Here is a 13,867-nt window from a genome sequence, read left to right as displayed (position 1 = left end):
CGCCCCTGCCAGGGTGTGCCCACCACCCAGGCGATCTCGGCGACGCGCTCGGTGACGGTCGCCTGGACGGTGCCCACCAGGCACGCGTCGTCGCGGCGCCGGATAACCCAGTTGCACCAGGTGACGGCGGGGTCGGGCGAGCCGGCGACGAGGCGTTCGTAGCGGGCGCGCAGGGCCGGCGCGTCGGCCGGGGCGCCACCGATGAAGGCGTGCAACGCCGGGTCGCCCAGCACGACCGCCATCTCCTCGGCATGCGCGACGGCCAGCGGCACCAGCACCAGCCGATCGGTGTCGATGGAGTCCACCACGACCAGCGTCATGCCCGCACCACCCAACCCACCCCACACCGACAACGGGCCCTCACGGTACCCGCGCCCCGAACCGTGCCGGCGCCCCAACCCGTCGATCATGAAGTTGTTGCCATTGGAAAGCGCAATCCAAGGCAACAACTTCATGATCAACCTGACGGGCGGGTCGTCAGCGGCGCCACTTCTGGTTCGCGCCGCCGGTGCAGTCCCAGATTTGCAGGCGGGTGCCGTCGGCGGAGCTGGCGCCCGTGGCGTCCAGGCACTTGTTGGCCTGCGGGTTCACGATGTCGCCGGTGGCGCGCAAGGTCCACCGCTGGGCGCCGCTGCCGTTGCAGTCCCAGAGCTGCACCTTCGCGCCGTTGGCGGTCGACCCGCCGCTGACGTCGAGGCACTTGCCCAGGGCGCGGACGGAGCCGTCGGCGTTCCAGGTCCAGCGCTGGGCGGCGGTGCCGTTGCAGGTCCAGAGCTGGACGGCGGTGCCGTTGGCGGTGTTGGCGCCGGCCACGTCCACGCACTTGTTGCCGACGCCGACGATCTGGCCGCCGGTGCCGCCGCCTCCGCCGCCACCGTTGTCCCAGGCCTGCACCCGGACGTAGTCGATCGTCATGGTCTGCGGGAAGGTGGTGCTGCCGTCCGGTGAGCCGGGCCAGTTGCCGCCGACCGCGACGTTCATGATCATGAAGAACGGGTGGTCGAAGACCCACCGGTTGCCGCCCGCGTCGGCCGGGGTCTTGCGGGAGTACTGCACGCCGTCCAGGTACCAGGTGATCGAGTCGGGCGCCCAGTCGACCGTGTAGGTGTGGAACGCGTCGGCGAGCGCCTGGCCGCCGGGGAGCGAGGTCTGCCCGGTCAGCGGGTTGCCGCCGGAGTAGCCCGGCCCGTGCAGGCTGCCGTGCACCGTGGACGGTTCGCGGCCGATGTTCTCCATGATGTCGATCTCGCCGCTGTTGGGCCACGGGTTGGTGCCGATGTCGTTGCCGAGCATCCAGAACGCCGGCCAGATTCCCTGCCCGCGCGGGATCTTGATGCGCGCCTCGAACCGGCCGTACGCCTGGGCGAACGTGCCGTTGGTCAGCAGCCGGGCCGAGGTGTACTGGCAGCTGCCGTACCAGCAGGAGAAGCCGGACGGGTTCTCCCGGCGGGCGGTGATGACCAGGTGGCCGTTGCCGTCGAGGGCGGCGTTGCGGGTGCTGTTGGTGTAGTACTGCAGCTCGTTGTTGCCCCAGCCGGACCCGCCGATGTCGTACCGCCATCGGCTGGCGTCCGGCGGCGTCCCGGCGGCGCCGTTGAAGTCGTCGGACCAGGTCACCGCGCCGGGCGCGGCCACGGCGGGGGTGCCGGTGACGGTGGTGAGCGCGGCCGTGAGGCCCACGGCTGCGAGGGCCACGGCGGCGATGGTACGGATGCTGCGCACGGTGCCTCCCTTCAGTGAACAAACCATAGAGATAGACTTCGATGAAGCTATGAATGAACTTCGGACCTGTCAAGAGAGCGCTCCCTGAACCGGTGCGACCGGTTCCGGAACCGGCCGGAAACATTGACGTGATGCGATGCGGTTCGGGAGGATCCGGAACCGGGACTTGGGTGGACCCGGGCCGACGGGGCACCGGGCGACCGGTCCCGTGTGGAGGCGCGAGATGAGACTGCCCAGACAGGCCGCGCTCGGCGCGGCCGGCGTCCTGGTGCTGGCCCTGCTGCCGGCCCCGCCCGCGGCGGCCGCCGACGCCGGCACGGTCACCGTCACCGCCGGCCGCCCGGTCTACGCGGCGGCGGAGGGAACCCGGGTGCCGGTGGACCTCACGGTGTCCACCTCCGACGGACGCCCCCTGGCCGCGGCGGTCACCGTGCGCTGGGCCACCGGCGCGGGCACCGCCACCCCCGGCGCCGACTACACCGCCGACTCCGGCACGCTCACCTTCCCGGGGGGCAGCCCGTCCGGCGCCGTCCGCTCGGTCACGGTCGCCCTGCGCGCCGACGGCGCGGCGGAGACCGCCGAGACCGTGCCGCTGACCCTCGCCGCCGACGGGGCCACCGTCGCCGCCCCGCCCACCGTGGTGGTCGACGCGCACGGCCTGCCGTACCTCGACCGGCGGCTGCCGGTGCGGCGGCGGGTCGCCGACCTGCTGGGCCGGATGACGCTCGCCGAGAAGATCGGCCAGATGACCCAGGCCGAGCGGGCCGCCGTCGCCGACGACCCGGCCGCCGTCGCCCGCTGGCAGCTCGGGTCGGTGCTCTCCGGCGGCGGCTCGACGCCCGCCAGCAACACACCGGCCGCCTGGGTCGAGATGGTCAACGGGCTCCAGGCGCAGGCGCTGAGCACCCGCCTCCAGATCCCGCTGATCTACGGCATCGACGCCGTGCACGGCCACGGAAACGTCGTCGGCGCCACCGTCTTCCCGCACAACGTCGGGCTCGGCGCCACGCGCGACCCGAAGCTGGTCGAGCGGGTCGGCCACGCCACCGCCGCCGAGGTACGCGCCACCGGCATCCCGTGGAACTTCGCGCCCTGCCTCTGCGTGTCCCGGGACGAGCGCTGGGGCCGCAGCTACGAGAGCTTCGGCGAGGACCCGGCGCTGGTGGTGTCGATGGAGACCGTCATCGACGGCCTGCAGGGCCGGCCCGGCCGGCTCGACGACACCGACCGGGTGCTCGCCACGGCGAAGCACTACGCGGGCGACGGCGACACCGACTACGACGAGGCGGTCGCCGCCGCCAACGAGGGCAAGCCCTGGTGGGAGCAGAAGTACCCGATCGACCAGGGGGTGACCGTCACCGACCGGGCGCGCTTCGCCCGCGTCGACCTGTCCCCGTACCTGCCGGCCGTGCGGGCCCACAAGGTGGGCAGCGTCATGCCCTCCTTCTCCAGCGTGGACTGGACCGAGGACGGGCTCGGCAACCCGACGAAGATGCACGCTCACCGCGAGCTGATCACCGACGTGCTCAAGGGCCGGCTGGGCTTCGACGGGTTCCTGGTCTCCGACTGGGAGGGCATCCACCAGATCCCCGACCCCGCCGAGCCGACGACCGCGGGGCTGACCGCGTACAAGGTCCGGGTCGGGGTCAACGCCGGCACGGACATGTTCATGGAGCCGTACAACGCCGAGCAGTTCGAGCAGCTGCTCCTCGCCGAGGTGACCGCCGGCCGGGTGCCCACGGCCCGGATCGACGACGCGGTCCGGCGGATCCTCACCAAGAAGTTCGAGCTGGGCCTCTTCGAGCACCCGTACGCGTCGGCGGCCGACGTGGACCAGGTCGGCAGCGCGGCACACCGGGCCGTGGGCCGGGAGGCCGTGGCCAAGTCCCAGGTGCTGCTGAAGAACAGCGGGCGGGCCCTGCCGCTGCGCCGCGACGCGAAGCTCTACGTGGCCGGGCGCAACGCCGACGACCTCGGCAACCAGGCCGGCGGGTGGACGGTCACCTGGCAGGGCGTCTCCGGCGCCGACGCCGTACCCGGCACGTCCATCCTGGACGGGATCCGCCAGGTCGCGCCGGGAGCCCGCGTCACCTACAGCGCCGACGCCTCGGCACCCACCGACGGCGCCCAGGTCGGTGTCGCGGTGGTCGGCGAGACCCCGTACGCGGAGGGCTACGGCGACGTCGGCGGCCCGGAGTGCGGCTGGTGCAGCGTGCCGCAGCAGGAGGAGAAGTCGCTCCGGCTCCAGCCCGCCGACCGCGCGGTCGTCGACAAGGTCTGCACGGCGCTGCCCACCTGCGTGGTGCTGGTGGTGTCCGGCCGGCCGCAGGTGCTCACCGACCAGCTCGGCGAGATCGACGCCCTGGTGGCGTCGTGGCTGCCCGGCAGCGAGGGCGCCGGGGTGGCCGACGTGCTCTTCGGCCGCCGCCCGTTCACCGGCCGGCTGCCGGTGAGCTGGCCGCGGGACGAGGCGCAGGTGCCGGTCAACGTCGGCGATGCCGACTACCGGCCGCTGTTCCCGTTCGGCTGGGGCCTGCGGACCGTCCCGGGCCGGGCCGGGCTGGCCGCCGTGGCCGCCGACCGGCCGCAGGTGCGGGGGGCCCTCGCGCCGGCCGCCTGGAACGCCGACGGTTCGCTGCGCGACGCTCCCCGCGTGCTGGACCGGCTCGGGCGGCAGCTCGGCGCCGACCACCGGGACGGCGCGCTGGTCGAGGCCATCCTCGGGGTGGCCCGGGACGCCGCGCAGGCGGCCGTGGTGCGGGGGAGCGCGCCGGACAACTGGGCGGCGCTGATCGCGGACGCCGACCACGCCCAGCTCACCGGCGACCCGGTCCGGGCGTTCACCCTGCTGGCCCGCGTCGCCGTCTGACCGGCCCGGTCGTCACTCCGTCGTGGCGGGTGCGGGCACCGGGGCGCGGTCGGGGCGGGCCGGCTCCGCCGCCACCGGCCGGCGCAGCTCCCGCCACGGGCCGCCGAGCAGCGGGGTGAGCACCACCAGCAGGTAGCCGGCGCCGATGGCGACGAGTGTCGTGGTGGTGCCGACGCGGTCGGCGGCCAGCCCGGCGCCGAACGCGCCCACGGGCATGGCCGCCCAGGCGCCGGCCCCGATCACCCCGTAGACCCGGGCGCGCATGGTGGCCGGGACGCGCTCCAGCTCGACCGCGCCGATGAGCGGGTTGATCGCGCCGGCGGCGAGGCCGGACACCACGCAGACCGCGGCGACCACCGGCAGCGGCGGGGCGGCGGCGAGCGCCCAGAAGGGCGGAGCGCCGCAGACGGCGAAGGCCGTGACGAAGGTGGCGCGGCGGGGGAGCCGGTGCCCGACGGCGCTGAAGATCAGCGAACCGACCAGCGCACCGCCGCCCATGGCGCCGACCAGCAGGCCGAACGCGGCCGCTCCGCCGAGGTCCCGGGTGGCGACGATCGGCATGAGCACGTTGCTCTTGGTGGCGTCGAAGAGGTTGGTGACCAGCACGAGCAGCACCATGGCGCGCAGCAGCGGCTCGCGGACCAGGAAGCGCAGCCCGGCGGCGAAGTCCCGCCAGTAGCCGGCCGAGGGGGCGTCGTGGTCGGTGGACGGCCGCAGGCTCGCCGGCACCAGCACCGCCACCACCAGTGCCGAGACGGCGAACGTGGCCGCGTCGACGGCCAGCACCGGCAGCGCGCCGAGCGCGCTGACCAGCAGGCCGGCCACCGGCGCGCCGATCAGGCGGGAGCCGCGCTCGGTGGCGCCGAACCAGCCGATCGCCCGCTCGATGGGCACCCCCGCGGCAGCCGCCGCCTCCGGCAGCAGCGCGGTGCGGGCGGTCTGGCCCGGGGTGTCGAGCAGGCCGCTGACGAACACCAGCCCGAGCAGGGCCGGGAAGGGCAGCCCCACCGTGGCGTGCAGCAGCGGCACGGCGGCGACGGTCACGCCGGAGACCAGGTCGGCCAGCATGCTGGCCCGGCGGTAGCCGATCCGGTCGACGAGGACGCCGCCGAAGGCCCCGCCGAGCACCACGGGGGCCGTGGCGAACGCGCCGGCCAGCCCGGTGGCGGTGGGGGAGCCCGTCTCGGCGAGGACGTAGAGCGGCAGCGCGATCAGCGTGAGCATGTTGCCGGTGAGCGAGACCGTGTGCGCGGTCAGCAGCCCGGCCAGGGGCGCCCACCGGCGGCTCACTGCGGCCCCCGGTAGGCCTGCCAGATCAGGGTGACGGTGCGCGCGTCCGGCCGGTCGGGGTTGCTGCGGGCCTGCCAGCGCTTGCCCAGCTCGGACAGCTCCCGCCGCAGCTCCACGAGCTCGTCGGGGGTGAGGTGGAGGAAGCTGTCGCTGCTCGTGGTGCCCCGGACCCAGGCCGGGTCGAGGGACGCCTCGGCGTCGAGGTACGCCTCGAACCGGGCCACGTAGCGCTGGAGGAAGGCCCGGCGCAGCAGGTCGGAGGCGAGCCGCCGCTCCGGGTCGTCGAGCAGCTCCACCGGCTCCCAGTTGGTGCGCGCGTGCGCGGCCCGCCACCACCGCTCCCGGCGGTTGCGGGCCAGCTCGGGCGCCTCCACGACGAAGCCGTGCTCGGCCAGCTTGCCCAGGTGGTAGCTGACCGAGCCGACCGCCTCGCCGGTGACGTCGCTGAGCATGCCCACGGTCTGCGGGCCGCGGATGCGCAGCTCGCCGAGGAGCCGGATCCGGGTCTCGTGGGCCAGTGCCCGCATGGCCCTCGGATCGGTGAGGTGCAGGGTGTTCGGCTCGTCCGCCATGCCGCCCACGCTAGACCCACAACGACTGATGTACAAGAAGCCTTGTATTTGGATCCGGCGCGGGGGCGGCCACACGGCCGGCGGTGGATCAGGCGGGGCGGCGGCCCTTGAGGCGGCGGCCCAGCTCGCGGGCGATCTCCCGGTTGGCGTCCCGCTCGGCGAGCGCCTGGCGCTTGTCGTACGACCGGCGGCCCCGGGCCAGGCCCAGCTCGACCTTGGCCCAGCCGTTGGAGAAGTACATCGACAGCGGCACGAGGGTGACCCCGCCGTCGCGCAGCTTCTCCAGGATCCGGGCGATCTCGACGCGGTTCAGCAGCAGCTTCCGGGTGCGCCGGGGCTGGTGGTTCGTCCAGGTGCCGAAGCCGTACTCGGCGATGTGCAGGCCGTACAGCATGATTTCGCCGTCGCGCTCCTGGGCGAACGCGTCGACCAGCGACACGCGACCCTCCCGCAGCGACTTCACCTCGGTGCCGGCCAGCACGATCCCGGCCTCGTACGTCTTCAGGATCGTGTAGTCGTGCCGCGCCTTCTTGTTGGAGGCGACGAGCTTGCGCCCGGTCTCCCTGGCCACACCCTCACCCCCCGGTCCGTCGACGCCGAGCAGGATACCCGGGGCCGCGGTGCGAAATTCGGCCCGACCGCGGGTGTCGGGCCGGCGTCACGCCTCCTAGCGTCGGGGCATGGACCGACTTGGCGAGATCGCCTTCCGCCTGCCCCGGACGCCCGCCGCGCAGACCTTCCTCGACCAGCTCCGCACCCTGCTCGCCGACGTGCCGTACGCGGAGCCGCTCCGCCCGCCCGGCGCCGCCGAGGGGCCGGTGGAGCGACTGGTCCTCACCCCACCGCGTCCGGACGGCGCCCGGCCGCTGACCGTCATCGGGCTGGCCGACGTGCCCGCGCCGGTGGTCACGTTCGACCCCGGACCGTCCCTCGGCGTCGAGGGCGCCGGGCCGCTCGCCGGGCCGGCGCCCACGGTCGACGTGGCGGAGCTGGCCCGCCGCCTCGCCGGGCACGTGCGGCGGGTCGACCACACCGGCGTGAACCTGCCCGTCGCCACGACCTCGTCCGAGGCGTGGCGCGGCCTCGTGCGGGCGCTCGCCGCGACCTCGACCATGTACCGCTACCCGACCGGCGAGGAGTGGCCGTTCGTCCTCCCGTCGACCCCGGCCGAGCTGCGCGCCGACATCCGGAGCTTCGTCGTCGGCCGGGAACCCCGGTTCGAGCTGGTCCACGACGCGTGGCGCGACCGCACCGAGTGGCAGTTCGCGCTCTGGACCGACCTGACGCGGGCGGAGCTTGCGGAGCTGTTCCCCGAGCCCGAGGGGCTCACGTTCCCCGGGCTGGACGACATCTTCCGCGTGGTGCCGGTCCACCACCCGTGGTGGCCGGAGCTGGGGATCCGGTTCGACCTGTGCTACCGGGTGGTGGGCGGCCCGTCGGACTGGGAGACCGGCGAGTGGCTGGTCACCGCCGGGGGCCGCATCGGCTGAGCCGGCTCGTCGGGCAGCGCCGTGCCGGCGCGGCGCAGGTGACCGTCGAGGTCGGCGAGCCAGCCGTCGACCTCCACGAGGGCCAGCACCTCGGGCCGGTCCTCGCCGTCGCGCACCATGCCGTGCACCTGCCGCGCGACGTCACCGGGCGGGTCCGCCGACGCGGGCGGCCGGTCGACCCGGCCCCGCGTCACCTGGCGGCCGAGGTCGGCGTAGCCGTCGCGCAGACGGGTGGCCCACCCGACCAGCGCCGCCGCGGGGCCGGGCCACGGGGCCAGCACCCCGGGCCGGCGGTCGGCGAGCAGCGCCTGCCCGCCGTAGGCGGCGCGGTGCGCGGCCGTCAGCACGGCGTCCCAGTCGACGTGCGACAGCCGGGGGTCGTGGCGCTCACCGTGGTACTGGACGAAGGACGCGGTGGCCAGCGCCTCCGCGCGGCGGGCCGCGGCGACCGCGGCGCGCGCGTCCGCGCCGCTCGCGAACGCCTCGACGATCCGCTCGGCGACCCGCCCGCTCGCCGCCAGGTAGGCGCCCGCGTTACGGCGCAGCTCGCCGCCGCTGCCGCGCGGCCAGAGCAGCAGGCCGGCGAGGACGCCCACCACGGCGCCGATCGCCACGTCCACCACCCGGGCGCCGGCCAGTTGCCAGGAGGACGGGTTGAGCTGGGCGAACACGACGATGAGCAGCAGCGTGAGCAGCGCCTGGGCCCACCCCAGGCCGAGCAGCGGGCCGACGCCGAAGGCCAGCACGAGCGCCAGGGGCAGCAGGGCGGCGTACGCCTGCCGCTCCGGCGAGACGAGCAGGAGCAGGCCGCCGGCGGCGCCCCCGGCGAGGGTGCCGACCAGCGCCGGGCGCAGCGTGGTCCGGGTGTCCGAAGCGGAGGCCCGCATGAGGCTGAGCGTCGCCAGGAGCACCCAGAACCCGTGTTGCAGGTTGACCACCCCGGCGATCACCCGCGCGGCGGCCAGGGCCACGGCGAGCCGGACCGCTCCCTCCAGGTACACCGACCGCGGGGTGAGGTGCGCCCGGAACCGCCGCCGGTACAGCGACCAGGTGCTGCGGTCGGCGTACCAGAACCGGTCGGCGCCGGCCTCGGGTGGCCGCGCGGCGTGGCGACCGCGCGGACCGGTGGCGATCCCGACCGCCGTCGCGTACGTCCCCACCTGGTCGGCGAGCGTCCGCACCGCCGCGTCCACGCGCAGCCGGGCCGGGCCGGCGGCCCGCCACGACGGCGGCAGCGGGGTGGCCGGCTCCGGCCCGTCCGCGGCCGGCGTGCCCGGTCGGCGGAGCGCGATGTCGGCGGAGCGGCGGAGGGAGGCCGCGCACCGCCGGAGCGCGCCGGCCAGGTCGGCGTCTCCGCTGCCCGGGACGTCCGGCCGGGACGCGAGGGACTCGGCGACCGCGAGCGCCTCCTGGGCGGCCGCCGCCGCGTCCCGCCAGGCCCGGTCGCGGCGACCGGCCGAGGTGGGGCGTGCCGTCACCGGTAGTCGCGGCATCCGCACCCTGTCGAGCAGCTGGGCCGCCCGGGCGTGCCGGCGCGCCGCCTCCTCGGCCGCGCCCGGCCGCGCGACCAGCACCTCCGCGAGCGTGTCGAGGAGGTCCGCGAGGCCGCCCGCGGCCGTGGCGAGGCGCTGCGGGAAGGAGACCGGCGCCGGGTCGGGCCAGAGCGTCACCTCGGCGAGCGCCACCAGGACGACGCCCAGGGTGACGCCGGCCAGCCGGGCCGGGAGGGTGTCCGGCTGGTACGGCGGGAAGCAGGCCAGGATGTAGAAGAGCTGGAGGGCGTTGGCCAGCCCGACGAGGCGTGGACCGCCGACGCCCGCGAACGCCACGGCGAACCCGATGACGAGCATCCCGGCCGACGCGGCCGCGGTGCTGACCGCCAGGACCGTGCCGACCGCCACGAGCGCCCAGGCCACCGGTACGGCCGCCAGCAGGGTGCGCGCCCGCACGGCGGCCGACCCCGGCAGCTGGGCGAAACTGCCGGTGGCGACCGTGCCGAACAGCGCGTACGTGGCGAGGGTGACGTTGCCCAGGCCGTAGCGGCAGCCGTAGAAGGTGAGGGAGGCGACGACGGTCAGCCGGGCCGCCCGGCGGACGAGGCGGTAGCCCGGGTCGCGCCGGCGCAGCCGGTCCCGCAGCTCCCCGCCGGGTCGTCGACGCATGCCCACACCGCTCCCCACCAGGTCTTCCCGGGGGGCGGGTCGTCTGCTTCCGGGACTCTATCGGGTCGGGGGCGGTGGCGTTTCCCGGTTGGACCGACGAGGGCGTGTCCGCGATCGGGACGCCGCCCCGTTCCCGTGCGCCTAGGCTGCCCGGTAGGCGAGGCGGGGGAGCGGCGGATGACGCGGGTGGCGGTGCTCGGGCTCGGTGGCATGGGTGCGCCGATGGCGGCGAATCTCGTCCGGGCCGGCTTGACGACGGTGGTGTGGAACCGGCATCCGGAGCCGGCCCGCGCGCTGGGCGACCGGGGCGCCGAGGTCGCCGCGGACCCGGCCGAGGCGGTCCGCCGGGCCGACGTGGCGGTGACCATGGTGACCGACGCCGACGCGGTACGCGCGATCGCCGTCGACCAGGGCATGCTGGCCGCGCTGCCCGAGGGGGCGGTCTGGGCGCAGATGAGCACCATCGGGGTGACCGCGACCGCGCGCCTGGCCGAGCTGGTCGGCGCCGAGCGCCCCGACGTGACCCTGGTGGACGCGCCGGTGGCGGGCAGCCGCGGCCCGGCCGAACAGGGCCGGCTCGTCGTCCTCGCCTCCGGCCCGGAGCAGGTGCGGGACCGCGTGGCGCCCGTCTTCGACGCGGTCGGGCAGCGGACCGTCTGGGTGGGGCCGGTCGGCGCCGGGTCGCGGCTGAAGCTGGTCAACAACCTGCTGCTGGCCTTCGTGAACGAGGGGCTCGCCGCGGCGGTCGCCCTCGGCGGCGCGCTGGGCCTGGACCCGGGCACCGTGCAGGGGGCCCTGCGGGGCAGCCCGCTGGTGTCGCCCTGGGCGGCCGAGAAGCTGGACCGGATCGCCGGCGACGACTACACGACGCAGTACTCCCTGGCCCTGGCTCTCAAGGACGTGGACCTGGCGTTGCGCGAGGTGCCGTCCGGGCGGTTCCCGGCCGCCGAGGCCCTGGCCGGCGAGTGGCGACACGCGGTCGAGCAGGGCCTCGGCGGCGACGACCTCACGGTGGTGACGCGAGCCCTCGCCCGAGAGGCGACGGGATAGCCTCCGCGCCGGACCGCGCCTTAACCGGAACCAGAGGTTGCCTTAACCACCCCGCGACCCGTCACGTCTTACGGTCGGACGGTCACATCCAGTAGGGGTGAGGGGGAGTATCGGTGATCAGACGTCATGTCGCACGACTCGCCGGCGCGTGCGCAGGTGTGGTCGCACTGCTGGTGGCGGGGCAGGGAGCGGTCCTCGCCGCGCCGCGGAGTGGAGATCTCACCCCGACGGTGGTGAACGACGACTTCGCCGCCGCGCTACCGGTCGACGCGTTGCCGTATTCGAACGTCCAGGACCTCAGCACGGCGACCGCCCAGGACGGCGAGCCCACGTCCTGCTTCGGCGCCACCCGCACGGTGTGGTACGCGTACACACCCACCACCACCGGCATGGTCACGGCCGGCCGCTGTACGGCTACGCGCCGGTGACCTTCGAGGCCCGGGCCGGCACCACCTACCTGTTCCGCACCGGGGCGGACTTCGCCGAGCAGGTCACCTTCCGGCTGGACGTCGCGCCGGACCCGGAGGTGGACTTCTCCCCACCGGGCTACGAGCCCAGCATGTTCGACACGGTCTCCTTCTGGCCCTCGGTCCACGACCCGGCCGGTCTCGGGATCGCCTCCTACCGCTGGGAGTTCGGTGACGGGACCACGACGGACGCCCAGTTCCCGCGCCACCGGTTCACCGCCGACGGCGACTACGGCGTCCGGTTGACGGCGCGGACGGTCGACGGGCGCAGCGCGTCGGCCGCGTACCCGGTGGTGGTCCGTACCCACGACGTCGCGATCGACCGGCTCGCCGTGCCGTCGACACGCGCGGGTCGGACAGACCGTCGGCGTCACCGTCGCGGTGCGCAACGCCCGGTACGCCGAGGACGTCGAGGTCCGCCTCTACCGCAGCGGCCCGTACGGATACGAGGAGATCGGCGCCCAGACGCAGCCGGTTCCGGTGGGACGGGGCAAGGGCACCACCTTCTCCTTCCGGTACGTGGTCACGGCGGAGGACGGGACCGCCGGGAAGCTCACCTTCCGGGCGGTGGCCGCGGTGCTGCGGAACCGGGACGCCCTCCCGGCCGACAACGAGCTGCTCTCGCCCCCGGTCCGGGTCAGCTGAGCCGGCGACGCCGGCACGGGGGTGGGCGACGCCGGACGCGGCAGGTGGCGGTGCCGGAGACCTCGGACACCGCCACCGCCGCCGTCCGGGGCGGTCAGAGCGCGGGCTGCGTGGCCGGGGCCGGCCACGGGGGCCGGGCCGGTCGCCCCGCCGTGGCGGCGACCCAGCCCGTGGTGATCAGCAGGAGCGCCGCCGCGTAGGTGGTCATGACCAGCAGGTCCCGTCCGGCGAAGTCGCTGCCCGCCGCGCCCACCCCGATGAGCAGGTCGCTGACGAGGAAGAACGCCCCGCCGGCCGCCGCACGCCGGGACACCCCGGTCGCGGCGGCGGCCATCAGGGACAGCGCCAGGCTGTAGCCGAGCATCGGCAGCCGCAGCGGACCCAGCGCGCCCCAGAGCAGGGCGTTCCCGCCGGCCCAGGCGAGCAGGTAGCCGGCCACCGCCGCCACCGGCGGCCGGCGGCGGCGCAGGAAGGCGGTGAGGAACGCGACCTGGGTGACCAGGAAGCACCCCATGCCGGCCAGGAACGCGGCCCGTCCCGGCACGAGCAGGGCCACGTCTCCGGCGGTGGCGGCCACCAGGCCCAGCGCCACCGGGTCGAGCCGGCGTCGCCGGTCCCACAGGTACGCCAGCAGCAGCGGCGCCAGCAGCGGCTTGGCCAGCCACTGCGCCGGCGTCGAGTCGAGCGCGACCCCGACCAGCTCGACCAGGGCGACGACCCCGAACAGGGCCAGCCAGGGGCGCCTCACCGGGCCGGCTGCCAGCCGGGCCGGCCGAAGACGTAGCCGAGCCGGGCCCGCCAGGAGGTGGCGTGCCGGACGTCCGACCAGATCGCGGCGAACTCGTGGGTGGCCACCCGCAGCGGGTTGTAGGTCTGGATGTTCTTGGTCAGCCCGTACCGGGCCGGGGCCCGCTCGGGCTCGAAGGAGCCGAACAGCCGGTCCCAGACGATGAGGATGCCGCCGTAGTTGCGGTCCAGGTACTCGGCGTTGGAGCCGTGGTGCACCCGGTGGTGCGAGGGCGTGTTGAAGATGAACTCGATCGGCCGCGGCAGCACGCTCACCCGCTCTGTGTGCAGGAAGAACTGGTAGAGCAGGCTGATCGACTGCTGCAGGAAGATCATCCACGGCGGGATGCCGAGCAGCGCCAGGGGCAGCCAGAACGGCAGTGAGGTCATTGGCGTCCAGCTCTGCCGCAGCGCCGTGGAGAGGTTGTAGTAGACGCTGGAGTGGTGCACCACGTGGCTGGCCCACAGCACGCGGACCTCGTGGTGCAGCCGGTGGAACCAGTAGTAGGCGACGTCGTCGGCGAAGAAGACGATCACCCAGGTCCACCAGTCGCCGGGGGAGAGGTGCACGGGCGCGACCACCCACAGCGCGGCGTAGATGCCGACGGTGAGCAGCTTCCAGGGGAAGCCGATGATCTGGCTGCCCAGCCCCATGGAGAGGCTGGTGGTGGTGTCGCGCAGCTCGTAGCCGCGTTCGTCGTCGTCGGGGAGGAACCGGTAGGAGACCGCCTCGATGATGACGAGCAGCAGGAACGCCGGGACGGCGTAGAGCACGGCGGGGATCATGCTCGGGCTTCCCTTCGGGTGGCGGGGG

Annotated in this window: 13 protein-coding genes and 1 pseudogene; 6 read left to right on the top strand and 8 right to left on the bottom strand. The window is 75.0% G+C overall.

What is annotated here, in order from left to right; all coding sequences use genetic code 11:
• Positions 1–320: GNAT family N-acetyltransferase (locus F8274_RS25070; RefSeq protein ID WP_151464825.1), on the bottom strand; the 320-nt coding region annotated here is incomplete at its 3' end.
• Between the two features lie 157 nt (positions 321–477).
• Positions 478–1,722, bottom strand: a complete 1,245-nt coding sequence (locus tag F8274_RS25065) for a glycoside hydrolase family 16 protein (protein ID WP_151464824.1) — start codon at positions 1,720–1,722, stop codon at positions 478–480.
• 223 nt (positions 1,723–1,945) lie between these two features.
• Between F8274_RS25065 and F8274_RS25060 the strand changes: the two genes are divergently transcribed.
• Complete coding sequence (locus tag F8274_RS25060; RefSeq protein WP_225853961.1) at positions 1,946–4,591, top strand: glycoside hydrolase family 3 N-terminal domain-containing protein; 2,646 nt, start codon at positions 1,946–1,948, stop codon at positions 4,589–4,591.
• A gap of 12 nt (positions 4,592–4,603) precedes the next feature.
• Here F8274_RS25060 and F8274_RS25055 read toward each other — a convergent pair whose 3' ends face one another.
• The 3 genes from F8274_RS25055 to smpB all read right to left on the bottom strand — a co-directional run bounded on the left by F8274_RS25055 (position 4,604) and on the right by smpB (position 7,024).
• The gene (locus F8274_RS25055) at positions 4,604–5,881 is read right to left on the bottom strand and encodes an MFS transporter (RefSeq protein ID WP_151464822.1); all 1,278 of its coding nucleotides are present in this window, start codon (positions 5,879–5,881) and stop codon (positions 4,604–4,606) included.
• The gene (locus F8274_RS25050) at positions 5,878–6,453 is read right to left on the bottom strand and encodes a helix-turn-helix domain-containing protein (RefSeq protein ID WP_151464821.1); all 576 of its coding nucleotides are present in this window, start codon (positions 6,451–6,453) and stop codon (positions 5,878–5,880) included. The genes F8274_RS25055 and F8274_RS25050 overlap by 4 nt, the downstream gene beginning before the upstream one ends.
• 88 nt (positions 6,454–6,541) lie before the next feature.
• Complete coding sequence (gene smpB / locus F8274_RS25045; protein WP_151464820.1) at positions 6,542–7,024, bottom strand: SsrA-binding protein SmpB; 483 nt, start codon at positions 7,022–7,024, stop codon at positions 6,542–6,544.
• Positions 7,025–7,133: 109 nt separating this feature from the next.
• On the opposite strand from smpB, the gene F8274_RS25040 reads away from it, so the two are divergent.
• Positions 7,134–7,943: a hypothetical protein gene (locus F8274_RS25040; RefSeq protein ID WP_151464819.1), complete on the top strand. Its 810-nt coding sequence runs from the start codon at positions 7,134–7,136 to the stop codon at positions 7,941–7,943.
• Here the strand turns inward: F8274_RS25040 and F8274_RS25035 are convergent.
• Complete coding sequence (locus F8274_RS25035) at positions 7,868–10,105, bottom strand: FUSC family protein (protein ID WP_151464818.1); 2,238 nt, start codon at positions 10,103–10,105, stop codon at positions 7,868–7,870. The genes F8274_RS25040 and F8274_RS25035 overlap by 76 nt on opposite strands.
• Positions 10,106–10,282: 177 nt before the next feature.
• Here F8274_RS25035 and F8274_RS25030 point away from each other — a divergent pair, with 177 nt between their 5' ends.
• The 4 genes and pseudogenes from F8274_RS25030 to F8274_RS32100 all read left to right on the top strand — a co-directional run bounded on the left by F8274_RS25030 (position 10,283) and on the right by F8274_RS32100 (position 12,267).
• Positions 10,283–11,155, top strand: a complete 873-nt coding sequence (locus F8274_RS25030; RefSeq protein ID WP_151464817.1) for an NAD(P)-dependent oxidoreductase — start codon at positions 10,283–10,285, stop codon at positions 11,153–11,155.
• A 113-nt stretch (positions 11,156–11,268) separates the two neighbouring features.
• Complete coding sequence (locus tag F8274_RS25025) at positions 11,269–11,583, top strand: hypothetical protein (protein WP_151464816.1); 315 nt, start codon at positions 11,269–11,271, stop codon at positions 11,581–11,583.
• A gap of 131 nt (positions 11,584–11,714) precedes the next feature.
• A pseudogene (locus F8274_RS32705) lies at positions 11,715–11,888 on the top strand (PKD domain-containing protein); the annotation flags it as partial.
• Between the two features lie 115 nt (positions 11,889–12,003).
• A complete protein-coding gene (locus F8274_RS32100; protein ID WP_225853962.1) occupies positions 12,004–12,267 on the top strand; it encodes a hypothetical protein in 264 nt (87 codons plus the stop codon).
• A 94-nt stretch (positions 12,268–12,361) separates the two neighbouring features.
• On the opposite strand, the gene F8274_RS25015 is transcribed toward F8274_RS32100, so the two are convergent.
• Positions 12,362–13,015: a lysoplasmalogenase family protein gene (locus tag F8274_RS25015; protein WP_151464814.1), complete on the bottom strand. Its 654-nt coding sequence runs from the start codon at positions 13,013–13,015 to the stop codon at positions 12,362–12,364.
• Positions 13,012–13,867, bottom strand: an 856-nt coding sequence (locus F8274_RS25010) for a sterol desaturase family protein (RefSeq protein WP_225853960.1), incomplete at its 5' end; no start/stop codon positions are given. The genes F8274_RS25010 and F8274_RS25015, both read right to left, overlap by 4 nt.

It is taken from the genome of Micromonospora sp. AMSO31t (assembly GCF_008868175.1).
Taxonomy (GTDB): domain Bacteria; phylum Actinomycetota; class Actinomycetes; order Mycobacteriales; family Micromonosporaceae; genus Micromonospora.
The sequence above is the reverse complement of the archived record's forward strand: the minus strand, read 5'-3'. Positions and strand labels throughout refer to the sequence as shown.

Coding starts and splice junctions, on each gene's coding strand:
- F8274_RS25060 (WP_225853961.1), top strand. CDS start 1,946: ATGAGACTGCCCAGACAGGCCGCGCTCGGCGCGGCCGGCGTCCTGGTG.
- F8274_RS25035 (WP_151464818.1), bottom strand. CDS start 10,105: ATGCGTCGACGACCCGGCGGGGAGCTGCGGGACCGGCTGCGCCGGCGC.
- F8274_RS25030 (WP_151464817.1), top strand. CDS start 10,283: ATGACGCGGGTGGCGGTGCTCGGGCTCGGTGGCATGGGTGCGCCGATG.
- F8274_RS25040 (WP_151464819.1), top strand. CDS start 7,134: ATGGACCGACTTGGCGAGATCGCCTTCCGCCTGCCCCGGACGCCCGCC.
- F8274_RS25050 (WP_151464821.1), bottom strand. CDS start 6,453: ATGGCGGACGAGCCGAACACCCTGCACCTCACCGATCCGAGGGCCATG.